Genomic DNA, 13,392 nt, shown 5'->3' with positions numbered 1-13,392 from the left:
GTCAGTTGCCGGCGGTGAGCTTGGCGTACTCGTCGACGGAGAGCAGGTCGGCCGGCTCCTCCGTGACGCGCACCTTGAAGAGCCAGCCACCCTCGAACGGAGCCGAGTTCACCAGCGCCGGGTCGTCGATGACGTCCTGGTTGGACTCGACGATCTCGCCGGTGACGGGGGAGTACAGGTCGCTGACCGACTTGGTCGACTCCAGCTCGCCGCAGGTCTCGCCCGCGGTCACCGTGTCACCCACCTCGGGAAGCTGGGCGTAGACGACGTCACCGAGCGCGTTGGCCGCGAACTCCGTGATGCCGACCGTCGAGACGCCGTCGACGGCGTCCGACAGCCACTCGTGCTCCTTGCTGAAACGCAGCTGCTGGGGGTTGCTCATGACCTGATTCTCCTGGATGCGGGGGAGTGGATACGAACGGTGGTCCTGCGGACCGGCGCGACGCGCCGACCGGTGGTGCGACGCGGTGCGGTGCGGGGCTACTTCTGCCGCTTGTAGAACGGCAGGGCCACGACCTCGTACGCCTCATGCGTACCGCGAATGTCCACGCCGACGCCGGAGGTGCCGGGCGCGGCGTGCGCCGCGTCGACGTACGCCATCGCGATCGGCTTGCCCAGCGTCGGGGACGGGGCGCCCGAGGTGACCTCGCCGACGACCTGGCCGTCGAAGGTCACGGAGAAGCCCGCGCGCGGAACGCGGCGGCCCTCGGCGATCAGGCCGACCAGCTTGCGCGGCGGGTTGGAGGCGGCGCGCTCGGCGGCGGCCTCCAGGGCGGCGCGGCCGACGAAGTCGCCCTCCTTCTCGAACTTCACGACCCGGCCCAGACCCGCGTCGAACGGGGTGAGGGAGGTGGTCAGCTCGTGCCCGTACAGCGGCATGCCCGCTTCCAGGCGCAGGGTGTCGCGGCAGGACAGGCCGGCCGGGACCAGGCCGACGCCCTCGCCCGCCTTGGTCAGCGCCTGCCACAGCTCCACGGCGTGCTCGGGGGCGACGAACAGCTCGAAGCCGTCCTCACCGGTGTAGCCGGTGCGCGCGATGAGCGCGGGCACCCCGGCGACCGTGCCGGGCAGGCCGGCGTAGTACTTCAGCCCGTCCAGGTCGGCGTCGGTGAGGGAAGCGAGGATCCCGGGGGACTCCGGACCCTGCACCGCGAGCAGCGCGTACGCGTCGCGGTCGTCGCGGACCTCGGCGTCGAAGCCGGCGGCGCGCTCGGTGATCGCGTCCAGGACGACCTGGGCGTTGGAGGCGTTCGCGACGACCATGTACTCGGTCTCGCCGAGGCGGTAGACGATCAGGTCGTCGACGATGCCGCCGTCTTCCTGACAGATGTGCGTGTAGCGGGCGCGGCCGACGCCGACGGTGGAGATGTTGCCGACCAGCGCGTAGTCCAGGACCTTGACGGCCTCCGGGCCGGTCAGGGTGATCTCGCCCATGTGGGAGAGGTCGAACAGACCGGCCTTGGTGCGGACGGCGTTGTGCTCGTCGCGCTCGCTGGCGTACCGCAGGGGCATGTCCCAGCCCGCGAAATCGGTCATGGTCGCACCGAGCGAGCGGTGCAGCGCATCGAGGGCGGTCAGGCGGGGGGCAGTGCTCATGGGTGTGGCTCCCGGGTCCCAGGGCATGACATGACGAGGAGGAGTTCCTCCCCATCTGTCATCGGAACCTGAGAGGTTCGCCGAGAGTTCCCCGCTTCCAGGGGAAGGCCTTCGACTTGCACCTTGGGTGGAGCCGTCGCCGGAGCCCTTACGGGCGGTGGCGCGGCTCGCTTTTCAGATCTGCCTCATCCACGCGGTACGGGGCCTGAGAGATTCAAGGGAGGTACTTGCTCCTTCGGCGCCCGGGCACCGCCTTGCGGCGTGCCGGGACTCTCCCGCGCGGATTCAAGCGGCCGGTATGCAGTTAGGTGTCCAGATGGCGCACATCATTGCACGAGGTGCGGCCGAATGGGGGAGGGGGTCCGTAAGCGGAGCGGAACCGGATGCCCCGGATTACCGTCTCTTTACACTCAGGGGGAACGGGTCCAGGTGACCCGGCGCGGGGGAGGCGAACACGGTGCGGAGATTCGGAGTACTGGCGGCGACGAACACCGCGGCTGTCGACGGTGCGGTGGACGGCGTGCCGTCGCAGCGCGGCGTCGTACGGGATCCGGCGGCGGCCGGGGCGACGGGGGAGCCCGGAGCGGTACGGGACCTGCGCGGGGCCGAGGGCCCGCGACGGCTGCGCTTCGCCGCCGGGGACGTCGTGGTGGTCTCCGGACTGCCCGGCGGCGGCAAGAGCACCCTGATCAAGCGGGCCGCGGAGGGCGGCGGCATCGACTCCCAGGACGCCCGCGAGCGGTGGGAGCGCCGGATGCCGGCCGCCCTGCCCTACGCGGTGTACCGGCCGGCGGTCCGCATCGCGCACTACTGGGGCCTGTGGCGGGTGCTCCGCTCCGGGGCCCCGGCCGTCGTGCACGACTGCGGTACGCAGAGCTGGGTCCGGGCGCTGCTGGCCTCGGCGGCCCGGCGGCGCGGCCGCGCGCTGCACCTGGTGCTGCTGGACACCACCCCCGAGGAGGCCCGGGCCGGGCAGGCCGCGCGGGGCCGGGGCGTCTCGGCGTACGCCTTCGCCCGGCACCGGGGCGCGGTGGCCCGGCTGCTGCGCGAGGCCGAGGCGGGCCGGCCGCCGGCCGGCTGCGCGTCGGTGACCCTGCTGGACCGCCCGGCGGCGTCCCGGCTGACGTCGATCGGCTTCCTCTAGCGGCGGGCGGGCGGCCCCCGGCCCGGGTGTCGCGGGCGCCCGTTAATCTCGGGTCGAGACCAAGGGCAAGCGAGCGGAGACGTACATGTGGCCGGGTAACGAGCTGGAGCAGGTGCTCGGGGCGGCGCTCGGACAGGCGGACGCCGGGGGGCGGATCCTCGAGGTCCTCGGGCGGAGCCACCTGTGGATCCCGCTGCCCGGCGGGGTGAACAGCCTGAGCCTGCCCACCATGGAGATCGACGGCGCCGCGTACGTGCCCGTCTACAGCTCCGAGGAGCAGTTCCGCGCCTGCGCCGGACCCGCCATGGACTTCGCCGTCGCCCCCGCCGTGGACTTCGCCCGGGGCCTGCCCCCGCAACTCGGCCTCGCGGTCAACCCCGAGGGATCCGTCGGCGTGCCCCTGCCCCCGCCGGCCGTCGCGGAGCTCTGCCGCACCGGCCGCAGCCCGCTCGACGGCCCCGCCACCGGCGGCCGGGTCCGGCTCTACGAGCCCGACTGGCAGGAGGACCCGGTCGAGTTCCTGGCCGCCGCCGCGGAGGAGTTCCGGGCCACCGGAGTCGTCGCGGCCGCGCACCGCTGCCTCGCCAGCGTCGAGGGCGGCTCGCCGGAGCTGTACATCGGCGTCCACCTGGTGGGATGGGAGCCCGGCATGCGAAACGCCCCGATGGACGCGCTGGGCCGCGCCCTGACCCGCGTACCACCGCCCTGGCCGGTGCAGTTGATCCTGCTCGACGCGGCCGAAGACCCGGTCGTCGACTACATACGTGAGCGCGTACGCCCCTTCTACCTGCCGTAGTGACGCTTAAGCTGGTGGCCGACACGCGTGGACGACGGGCGGACGAACAGACGAAGAGGGGTACCGGGTGAGTGCGTCAGGCACGGCCGCGGTCGGGCAGGTCGAGCACATGCTGCGCCAGGTGACTCCGGGGCGCTACGAGAGCTACGAGTCTCTCCTGCACGCCCTGGCCGAGGGACGGCTCTGGATGCTCCTCTGGCAGGGGCAGCCCGGCTCCCCGGAGGCCCAGTACGGCGGCATGGAGGTCGATGGCCTCGGGTACGCGCCCTGCGTGACCTCCCCGCAGGAGCTGGCCGCCAGCGGCTGGAACCGCGGGTACGAGGTGGTCACCGGCCGGGACATCGCCCGCGCCCTGTACCCCGACCGCTGGGGGCTGTGGCTCAACCCGCACGCCCAGGGCGGCGGCGTCGGCCTGCCCTGGGCCGACCTGCGCCGGATCGCCACCGGGCTGGACCGGATGCCGGCCGGCCCGCTGCGGCTGTCCGAGCCCGCCATCGAGCTGCCGCAGTTCTACGGGCTGCTCACGCAGCACGCGCACCGCACGCCCGCCGTGCGCTCGCTGCGCCGCGCCTGGGTGCAGCCCGCGCTGGGGTCCCCGTACCTCGCCGTCGGGCTCGACCTGTACGACGCCTCCGCGCACGCGCTGGAATCCGTACGGGAGATGATGCGCCAGTCGGTCGGCGCGGTCCCCGAGGGAGTGCCCGTGTGCACGGTCGCGCTCGCGGACGAACACGATCCCGTGGCGATGTGGCTGCGGGCCCAGACCAGGCCCTTCTACGACCGCGAGGGACAGGCGCCCGCCTACTGAGACATCGGCATTTAGCCACCCGAGGCCGCACGGAACAGTCGTTCCGTGCGGCCTTTGCGTTGTCCTGATTTCGACGTTGATGTACGCCCAATAGGCGCGCTAGTACGCCGAGTTGGGCGCCATGTCCGATTCCGTACCGAACAGGATGTCTTGCTCCGCTCAGGTGACAGCGAAGTCCGGATAACGGGAACTCGACCCTCAGATCACGGTTGCGCATCCATTCACCTGCGGGTCTGGCGGCTGATCGAGCGCCCGATGAAGACTCCCCACCCAAGAGCGGGTCAGTCCTCCAAAGGCTGTCCCGCCGCAGGAAATCCGCGCACCAGTACCTCGCACTCCGAGCGCCACTCCGCACCAACGCCGCCACAGCGGCGGGCATGGGCCGGCCCACCCGTCGGCCGAGAGGGGTCCCCACCACGATGACGGCACCACTGCACGACATGAGCGCGGAGACACCCGCACCCGTGTCCGTAGCCGACGTCCCCGCCAAGGCCATCGAAGGCCGCTCGCCCGGCCGCATCGCCTGGATGCGGCTCAAGCGCGACAAGGTCGCGCTGGCCGGCGGTTTCGTCGTGCTCCTGCTGATCCTCGTCGCACTGTTCGCGCCGCTGATCGTCAGCGCGTTCGGCCACCCCCCGGAGGAGCTGCACGAAGACCTGCTGGACCCGTTGCTGGGCCTGCCCGCCGGTCCCAACGGCGGCATGAGCAGCGACTTCCTGCTGGGCGTCGAGCCGGTCAACGGCCGCGACGTGTTCAGCCGCATCGTCTACGGCGCCCGCATCTCGCTGCTGGTCGCCTTCCTGTCCGCCTTCGTGGCGGTCTCGATGGGCACCTTCTTCGGCATCGTCGCCGGCTACTTCGGCGGCTGGGTCGACGCGGCGATCAGCCGGGTCATGGACCTGCTGCTCGCCTTCCCGCAGCTGCTCTTCATCATCGCGCTGATCTCGGTCGTCCCCGGCAAGCTCTGGGGCTTCGAGGGGTCGGGCCTGCGGATCGCCGTACTGGTCCTGGTGATCGGCTTCTTCGGCTGGCCCTACATCGGCCGCATCGTCCGCGGACAGACCCTGTCGCTGCGCGAACGGGAGTACGTCGAAGCCGCGCGGAGCCTGGGCGCGGGCCGGATGTACATCCTCTTCCGGGAGCTGCTGCCGAACCTGGTCGCGCCGATCACCGTCTACGCGACGCTGATGATCCCCACCAACGTGCTGACCGAGGCCGCGCTCAGCTTCCTGGGCGTCGGCGTCAAGCCGCCCACACCGTCCTGGGGCGAGACCCTCTCGACGGCCGTGCGGACCTATGAGGACGATCCGCTCTTCATGATCTTCCCCGGCATGGCGATCTTCATCACCGTGCTGGCCTTCAACCTCTTCGGCGACGGCGTCCGCGACGCCCTCGACCCGAAGGGCTCCCGTTAGCCGTCCCCGCAGGTCATCCCGCAGGGCACCCGTAGGTCAGAACCGCAGGGCACACCGGAACCCGGCTTCGAACCGGAATCACAACGGAGGGTTGCGAGCATCGTGACTACCCATCGCATGTCCAAGCGCAGGCTTGTAGCCGGCACGGCCGTCGTGCTCGCGACGATGCTGGCCGCGACCGCCTGTGGCGGCGACGACGGCAAGCCGAAGGACGAGAAGCCGGCCGCCGCGGGCGGCTTCAACGCCGCCATCGGCAAGGTTGCCAACGCCTCCACCAAGACGGGCGGCGAGCTGAAGTTCGTCGGTACGCAGGAAGCCGACTCGTGGGACCCGCAGCGCGGTTACTACGGCTTCATGTGGGACTTCTCCCGCTACTACGCCCGCCAGCTCGTCAGCTTCAAGGCGGAGCCGGGCTCCAAGAGCACCGAGCTCGTCCCCGACCTGGCCACCGCCAACGCGGAGATCAGCGACGGCGGCAAGACCTACAAGTACACCCTCAAGGACAACGTGACCTGGGAGGACGGCACCCCCGTCACCGCCCAGGACGTGAAGTACGGCATCGAGCGCACCTGGGCCCAGGACGTCATCTCCGGCGGCCCGGTCTACCTGATGCAGGTCCTCGACCCGAAGACCGAGTACCCGGGCCCGTACAAGGACCCCAGCCCGGACAAGCTCGGCCTCAAGGCGATCGAGACCCCGGACGCCAAGACCGTCATCTTCAAGCTCCCCGCGCCCAACGGCGACTTCGAGCAGATGCTGGCCATGCCGGCCGCCAGCCCGGTCAAGCAGGAGAAGGACACCGCGGCCAAGTACGGCCTCAAGCCCTTCTCCAACGGCCCGTACAAGATCGACTCGTACGAGCCCAACAAGAGCATGAAGCTCTCGCGCAACACCGCCTGGAAGGCCGAGTCGGACACCATCCGCAAGGCGCTCCCGGACTCCATCTCGGTCACGTTCATGGCGAACGCGGACGACATGGACAAGCGCCTGATGAACGGTGAGTTCGACCTGGACATCAACGCGACCGGCATCGGCCAGGCGGCCCGCGCCACCGCGCTGAAGGACCACAAGGACAACCTGGACAACGGCCAGACCGGCTTCATCCGGTACGCCGTGATGCCGCAGACCGTCGCGCCGTTCGACAACATCGAGTGCCGCAAGGCCGTCATCTACGCGGCCGACCACAAGTCCCTGCAGACCGCCCGCGGCGGCCCGCAGGCCGGTGGCGACATCGCCCCCAACATGCTCCCGCTCGGCATCAAGGGCGCCGACGGCAAGTACGACCCGTACGGTGTCCTGACGAACGACGGCAAGCCCGACGTCGAGAAGGCCAAGGCCGCCCTGAAGGCCTGTGGCAAGGAGACCGGCTTCAAGACGACCATCGCGGTCCGCAACAACAAGCCGGTCGAGGTCGCCACGGCCGTCTCCCTGCAGAACGCCCTGAAGCAGGTCGGCATCGAGGCCGACGTCGACCAGTTCGACGGCGCCCAGACCTCCGGCATCATCGGTTCGCCGAAGGTGGTCAAGGAGAAGGGCTACGGCATCATCATCATGGGCTGGGGCGCCGACTTCCCGACCGGACAGGGCTTCTCCCAGCCGCTGGTCGACGGCCGCTTCATCCTGCAGAGCGGCAACAACAACTTCTCCGAGCTCAACGACCCGGCGATCAACAAGCTGTTCGACGACGCCATCGCGGAGACCGACCCCAACAAGGCCGGCGACATCTACAAGCAGATGAACCAGAAGGTCTCCGAGGCCGCGGTCTACCTGCCCTTCGTCTACGACAAGACGATCAACTGGCGCAGCAGCCGTCTGACCAACGTCTACACCTCCGACGCGTACAACGGCCGCTACGACTACGCCTCGCTCGGCGTCCAGTAGACCGACCGTCCGATTCAGTTCCAGTGCCACACCCGCTAGGCACGAAGGGCAGGTGATGGCCGCGGCGGCGGCTCGGGGGCGCTCTCCAGAAGAGGGCGTCCCCGGGCCGCGGCCAGGCCGAGCGCAGTGCTTGCATATCTCATCCGGCGGATCTTCGCCGTCATCGTCATGCTGTTGGTCATCTCGCTGGTGACCTTCGGAATCTTCTTCCTCTTCCCGAAGATGATCGGGACGGACCCGGCCCTGTACTTCGTCGGCAAGCAGTCCGACCCCGCCGCCATCGAAGGCATCCGGCAGAAGATGGGTCTCGCCGACCCGATCCTCGTCCAGTTCGGCAAGTTCGTCGTCGGGCTGGTGGCGGGTCGTACGTACGCCAACGGCAACGACGTCACGCACTGCGCCGCGCCCTGCTTCGGATACTCCTTCAAGAGCGAGCAGGAGGTGTGGCCGCTGCTGACCGACTGGCTGCCCGTCACCCTCTCGCTCGCCGCCGGTGCCGTCGTGCTCTGGGTGATCGGCGGTGTCGCCGCCGGCGTCATCTCCGCCCTCAAGCGCGGTACGGTCCTGGACCGTTCGGCGATGGGCCTCGCCCTCGCCGGCGTCTCCCTCCCGATCTACTTCACGGGCATGCTCGCCATCGCCCTCTTCTCCGACCAGCTCGGCTGGTTCGGGCGGCCGGAGAAGACCTTCGCCGAGGATCCGGGAGCCTGGTTCAACGGCATGGTCCTGCCGTGGGTCTCGCTCGCCTTCCTCTACGCGGCCATGTACGCGCGACTCACCCGCGCGACCATGCTGGAAGTGCTCAACGAGGACTACATCCGCACCGCACGCGCCAAGGGGCTGACGGAACCCGTCGTCATCGGCAAGCACGCGATGCGCTCGACCATGACGCCGATCCTGACCGTCCTGGGCCTCGACCTGGGCGCGCTGATGGGCGGCGCGGTCCTCACCGAATACACCTTCTCGCTGCACGGCCTCGGCTACAGCGCCGTCCGCGCCATCAGCGAGCACGACCTGCCGGTCATTCTCGGCATCACCTTGATCTCCGCCTTCTTCGTCGTCGCGGCCAACCTCGTCGTCGACCTCTTGTACGCGGTGATCGACCCCCGAGTGAGGCTGTCATGACCGATTCGACGACGCCCGCCGTGACGGGCGCACCGCACGAGCCCGTCGCCTCCGGCGCGCCCGGCACCGCGTTCCTCGACGTACGCGACCTCAAGGTGCACTTCCCCACGGAAGACGGCCTGGTCAAGTCCGTGGACGGACTCTCCTTCACGCTGGAGAAGGGCAAGACCCTCGGCATCGTCGGCGAGTCCGGCTCCGGCAAATCGGTGACCTCGCTGGGCATCATGGGCCTGCACCGGGTCGGTCAGTACGGCCGCCAGCGGGCCCGGATCTCCGGCGAGATCTGGCTCGACGGCAAGGAACTGCTGTCCAGCCCCGAGGAAGAGGTCCGCAAGCTGCGCGGCCGGGAGATCGCGATGATCTTCCAGGACCCGCTGTCGGCGATGCACCCCTACTTCACCGTGGGCAAGCAGATCGCGGAGGCCTACCGGGTCCACAACAAGGTCGACAAGAAGACCGCCCGCAAGCGGGCCGTCGAGCTCCTCGACCGCGTGGGCATCCCCGAGCCGCACAAGCGGGTCGACAGCTACCCGCACGAGTTCTCCGGCGGCATGCGCCAGCGCGCGATGATCGCGATGGCGCTGGTCAACAACCCCGAACTGCTCATCGCGGACGAGCCCACCACCGCCCTCGACGTCACCGTCCAGGCGCAGATCCTCGACCTGATCCGGGACCTGCAGAAGGAGTTCGGCTCCGCGGTCATCATGATCACGCACGACCTCGGCGTGGTCGCCGAGATGGCCGACGACCTCCTCGTGATGTACGGCGGCCGGTGCGTGGAGCGCGGCAGCGCGGAGAAGGTGTTCTACGAGCCCCGTCACCCCTACACCTGGGGCCTGCTCGGCTCGATGCCGCGCATCGACCGGGAGCAGACCGAGCGGCTCATCCCGGTCAAGGGCTCGCCGCCCAGCCTGATCAACATCCCGAGCGGCTGCGCCTTCAACCCCCGGTGCCCGTACGCCGACCTGCCCAAGGGCGAGGTCACGCGGACCGTACGGCCCGAGCTGTCCCTGGTCGACACCGCCGCGGAGGGCGCCGGCCGGCACTGGGCCGCCTGTCACCTCTCCCCGGAGCAGCGGGACCGGATCTGGACCGAAGAGATTGCGCCGAAGCTGTGACCGACATGACTGTGCCCAACGAAAGCGCGAACGAGAAGGCCGCCACGGTCACCGTCCCGGCCCAGGCTGTGGCCTCCCCGGAGCCGCTGCTCAGGGTGACCGGACTGGTCAAGCACTTCCCCATCTCCAAGGGGCTGCTGCGCCGCCAGGTCGGGGCCGTGAAGGCCGTCGACGGCATCGACTTCGACGTCTACCCCGGTGAGACCCTCGGCATCGTCGGCGAGTCCGGCTGCGGCAAGTCCACCATGGGCCGGCTGATCACCCGGCTGCTCGAACCGACCGGTGGAAAGGTCGAGTTCGAGGGCAAGGACATCACGCACCTGAGCGTGGCCGGCATGCGCCCGATGCGCCGCGACGTGCAGATGATCTTCCAGGACCCCTACGGCTCGCTGAACCCGCGCCACACGGTGGGCACCATCGTCAGCGCCCCGTTCAAGCTCCAGGGCGTCGAGCCCGAGGGCGGCCTGAAGGCGGAGGTCCAGCGCCTCCTCTCCCTGGTGGGCCTCAACCCGGAGCACTACAACCGCTACCCGCACGAGTTCTCCGGCGGTCAGCGCCAGCGCATCGGCATCGCCCGCGCCCTGGCCCTGAAGCCGAAGCTCGTCGTGGCCGACGAGCCGGTCTCGGCCCTGGACGTCTCCATCCAGGCCCAGGTGGTCAACCTGCTGGACGACCTCCAGGAGGAGCTCGGCCTCACGTACGTGATCATCGCCCACGACCTGTCGGTCATCCGGCACGTCTCGGACCGGATCGCGGTCATGTACCTCGGCAAGATCGTCGAGCTCGCGGACAACAAGTCCCTGTACACGGCGCCCATGCACCCGTACACCACGGCCCTGATGTCGGCCGTCCCGGTGCCGGACCCGCGCCGGCGCGGAGTCAAGAGCGGCCGCATCCTGCTCAAGGGCGACGTCCCTTCGCCGATCTCCCCTCCGTCCGGCTGCCGCTTCCACACCCGGTGCTGGAAGGCGACCCAGGTCTGCACCACGCAGGAGCCCCCGCTCATCGCACTGAAGACCGGCCACCAGGTGGCCTGCCACCACCCGGAGAACGCCCCCGACCAGGCCCCGGGCGACCCGGCCCTGCCGGGCGCGGCGGACGCGACGGCGACCCCGACGGACTGACGGCCGACCCGGCGGGGCCGTGAACGGCTCCGCCGGGCGAAAATCAGCCCCGCCGGCGTTTGAGGCGCGGGGGTTCGGGGGCGGAGCCCCTGACGGCGCCGCCGCAGCCGGCCATGGCCCGCAGCCCCACGGGGGTGCCGTGTCCCGCCCTGGCAGGGCACGCCGATCGGGGCCGGGGCCGGGGCCGCGCCGCACCCGTCCCGGCACGCCGCAGGCGACCGGCAGAATGTTCCCGTGATCCACGATCTCTTCCCGCCCGGAGTCCAGCACACCCTGGACCTCATGGGCATCTTCGTCTTCGCCACGGCCGGCGCCCTGCTCGCCGTACGCAAGAACTTCGACGTCTTCGGCATCGTCGTCCTCGCGCTCGTCACCGCCCTCGGCGGCGGCCTGTTCCGCGACATCGTCATCGGCGCCACCCCCGCCGCCGCCTTCAGCGATCTCGGGTTCTTCGTCACGCCGCTGGTCGCCGCCGCGTTCGTCTTCTTCCTGCACCCCGAGGTCCAGCGCATCAACCGCGCCATCAACGTCTTCGACGCGGCCGGCCTCGGACTGTTCTGCGTGACGGGCACGACCAAGGCGTACGAGTACGGCCTCGGCCTCACCGCGTCCGCCGCGCTGGGCCTGGCGACCGCGGTCGGCGGGGGCGTGCTGCGCGACGTGCTCGTCAACGAGGTCCCCTCGCTGCTGCGCGACCGCGAGATGTACGCCGTGCCGGCCGTCATCGGCGCCTCGATGGTGGCGCTCTTCATCAGCTTCGACAACCTGAACGCCCTCACGACGGGCCTGGCGATCGTCACCACCTTCGTGCTGCGGCTGCTGGCCATCCGCTACCACTGGCGGGCGCCGCTCGCGTGGAACCGCCGCTCGTCGGTGGCGGAGGAGCCGTAGCCAGGCAAAGCTACCGCTTAGTAGGAAGCGGGTGTACGGTCGTTCCATGTCACACGCAGCTGCCAAGGCCACCATCGGCGACAGCGAGTTCGACCGCGACACCACCGTCACCGCCCGTGCGGGCGAGCCCGGTGTGTACGACGCGGACCTCTCCGCCGGGTGGACGATCATCACCGCCGTCAACGGCGGCTACCTCCTGGCCCTCGTCGGCCGCGCCCTGTCGGCGACCCTGCCGCACCCGGACCCCTTCACGGTCTCCGCGCACTACCTGACCTCCTCGGTCCCCGGCCCCGCCGTGATCCGCACCGAGGTCGTACGGGTCGGCCGCACGCTCTCCACCGGACAGGCCTCCCTGTTCCAGTTCGACGAGAGCGGCGCCGAGATCGAGCGGATCCGCGTCCTGGCCTCCTACGGGGACCTCGCCGCGCTCCCGGACTCCGTCCACACCACCGCCCTCCCGCCCGCCATCCCCGCCTACGAGGACTGCCTCGGCCCCGAGGCCGGCCCGGCCCCGATCCCCGGCAGCTCCGCCATCGTGGACCGGCTCCGGCTGCGCCTGGACCCGGCGACGGCCGGCTGGGCCGTCGGACAGCCCTCGGGCAAGGGCGAGATGCGGTCCTGGTTCGAGCTCGCGGACGGCCGCGACGCCGACCCCTTCTCCCTCCTCCTGGCGGTGGACGCGCTCCCGCCGACCTCCTTCGACCTCGGCCTGCTCGGCTGGACCCCGACGGTGGAACTCACCACCCACATCCGCCACCGTCCGGCGCCCGGTCCGCTCCGGGTGTCGATCACCACGCGGAACCTGGCGGGCGGCTTCCTGGAGGAGGACGCGGAGGTCTGGGACTCGGCGGACCGCCTGGTCGCCCAGTCCCGCCAACTGGCGAGCGCCCCCCGCGTAGCCGTCCCTTCCTAACGCGAAGCCCGCACCGCTAGGCGGGCTTCGCTCCGCTGCGCCGGACTCCGTCCGGCGGTGGCCGGGCGGCGGCGCGGCCACTGCCGTCTGGCGTGCGAGCCGGTGGGCGGGTGCGGCTGGTTCGGCCCTGCGGGGCGGAGTTCCCCTACCCGCCCTTCGCCCGTTCCCCGGGCTCCGCCCGGACCCGGTCCTCAAACGCCGGACGGGCTGGATGTACCGCTGGGGCGGGGCTGGATGTGCCGCTGCGCGGCACATCCAGCCCCGCCGGCGTTTGAGGCGCGGGGTCTGGGGCGGAGCCCCGGGGGCCCGGGCGCAGCCCGGGTCCTGACGGGTCAGGGCGCAGCCCTGGGAACGGTGGAAGGGCGGGTAGGGGACTCCCCCCGCGCAGCGGCACACCGGCGGCCCCAGCCCCGCATACGGCGCCCGGCACGGCCGGCCCGCGCCCGACACCCCGGCAAGGGCCCGGCCCGGCACACGGCGCCCCGGCGCGGGCCGGGCCCGGTCGGGCCGGGGGGTCGTCGCCGGGGCGGGGCTCCGTCAGGGAGCTGTAAGCCCCCGGCGGGGAAGCGGGGGTGCGGGGG

12 protein-coding genes and 1 riboswitch are annotated in these 13,392 nt (G+C 70.8%); of the genes, 10 read left to right on the top strand and 2 right to left on the bottom strand.

The features are described from left to right. Position 1: 1 nt before the first annotated feature. Positions 2-382 (bottom strand): glycine cleavage system protein GcvH, encoded by a 381-nt coding sequence (gene gcvH, locus AC3IX6_RS10465; RefSeq protein ID WP_254384336.1) that lies wholly within the window; start codon positions 380-382, stop codon positions 2-4. Between the two features lie 98 nt (positions 383-480). After that, positions 481-1,596, bottom strand: coding sequence for a glycine cleavage system aminomethyltransferase GcvT (gene gcvT / locus AC3IX6_RS10460; RefSeq protein ID WP_266904235.1), 1,116 nt, complete (start codon positions 1,594-1,596; stop codon positions 481-483). Positions 1,597-1,780: 184 nt separating this feature from the next. Beyond that, positions 1,781-1,884, bottom strand: a riboswitch (glycine riboswitch). Between the two features lie 169 nt (positions 1,885-2,053). Here gcvT and AC3IX6_RS10455 point away from each other — a divergent pair. The 10 genes from AC3IX6_RS10455 (at position 2,054) to AC3IX6_RS10410 (ending at position 12,811) form a co-directional block, all read left to right on the top strand. Next, the gene (locus tag AC3IX6_RS10455; RefSeq protein ID WP_489369898.1) at positions 2,054-2,740 is read left to right on the top strand and encodes an AAA family ATPase; all 687 of its coding nucleotides are present in this window, start codon (positions 2,054-2,056) and stop codon (positions 2,738-2,740) included. A gap of 85 nt (positions 2,741-2,825) precedes the next feature. Then, on the top strand, positions 2,826-3,536 hold the full coding sequence (locus AC3IX6_RS10450) for an enhanced serine sensitivity protein SseB (protein ID WP_489369897.1): 711 nt from the start codon (positions 2,826-2,828) through the stop codon (positions 3,534-3,536). A 67-nt stretch (positions 3,537-3,603) separates the two neighbouring features. After that, the gene (locus AC3IX6_RS10445; RefSeq protein ID WP_383953039.1) at positions 3,604-4,344 is read left to right on the top strand and encodes an enhanced serine sensitivity protein SseB C-terminal domain-containing protein; all 741 of its coding nucleotides are present in this window, start codon (positions 3,604-3,606) and stop codon (positions 4,342-4,344) included. A gap of 419 nt (positions 4,345-4,763) precedes the next feature. Further along, on the top strand, positions 4,764-5,759 hold the full coding sequence (locus AC3IX6_RS10440; protein WP_250746296.1) for an ABC transporter permease: 996 nt from the start codon (positions 4,764-4,766) through the stop codon (positions 5,757-5,759). A 102-nt stretch (positions 5,760-5,861) separates the two neighbouring features. Then, positions 5,862-7,640: an ABC transporter substrate-binding protein gene (locus AC3IX6_RS10435; RefSeq protein ID WP_489369896.1), complete on the top strand. Its 1,779-nt coding sequence runs from the start codon at positions 5,862-5,864 to the stop codon at positions 7,638-7,640. A 126-nt stretch (positions 7,641-7,766) separates the two neighbouring features. Then, the gene (locus AC3IX6_RS10430; protein ID WP_327255059.1) at positions 7,767-8,765 is read left to right on the top strand and encodes an ABC transporter permease; all 999 of its coding nucleotides are present in this window, start codon (positions 7,767-7,769) and stop codon (positions 8,763-8,765) included. After that, positions 8,762-9,883, top strand: a complete 1,122-nt coding sequence (locus AC3IX6_RS10425; protein WP_489369895.1) for an ABC transporter ATP-binding protein — start codon at positions 8,762-8,764, stop codon at positions 9,881-9,883. The genes AC3IX6_RS10430 and AC3IX6_RS10425 overlap by 4 nt, the downstream gene beginning before the upstream one ends. A 5-nt stretch (positions 9,884-9,888) precedes the next feature. Further along, positions 9,889-11,007: an ABC transporter ATP-binding protein gene (locus AC3IX6_RS10420; protein WP_489369894.1), complete on the top strand. Its 1,119-nt coding sequence runs from the start codon at positions 9,889-9,891 to the stop codon at positions 11,005-11,007. A 282-nt stretch (positions 11,008-11,289) separates the two neighbouring features. Then, complete coding sequence (locus AC3IX6_RS10415) at positions 11,290-11,898, top strand: trimeric intracellular cation channel family protein (RefSeq protein WP_442815191.1); 609 nt, start codon at positions 11,290-11,292, stop codon at positions 11,896-11,898. Between the two features lie 46 nt (positions 11,899-11,944). Then, the gene (locus tag AC3IX6_RS10410) at positions 11,945-12,811 is read left to right on the top strand and encodes a thioesterase family protein (RefSeq protein WP_489369893.1); all 867 of its coding nucleotides are present in this window, start codon (positions 11,945-11,947) and stop codon (positions 12,809-12,811) included. The last annotated feature ends 581 nt before the right edge of the window (positions 12,812-13,392 follow it).

Source organism: Streptomyces sp. GL_141, from assembly GCF_057834385.1.
The sequence above is the reverse complement of the archived record's forward strand: the minus strand, read 5'-3'. Positions and strand labels throughout refer to the sequence as shown.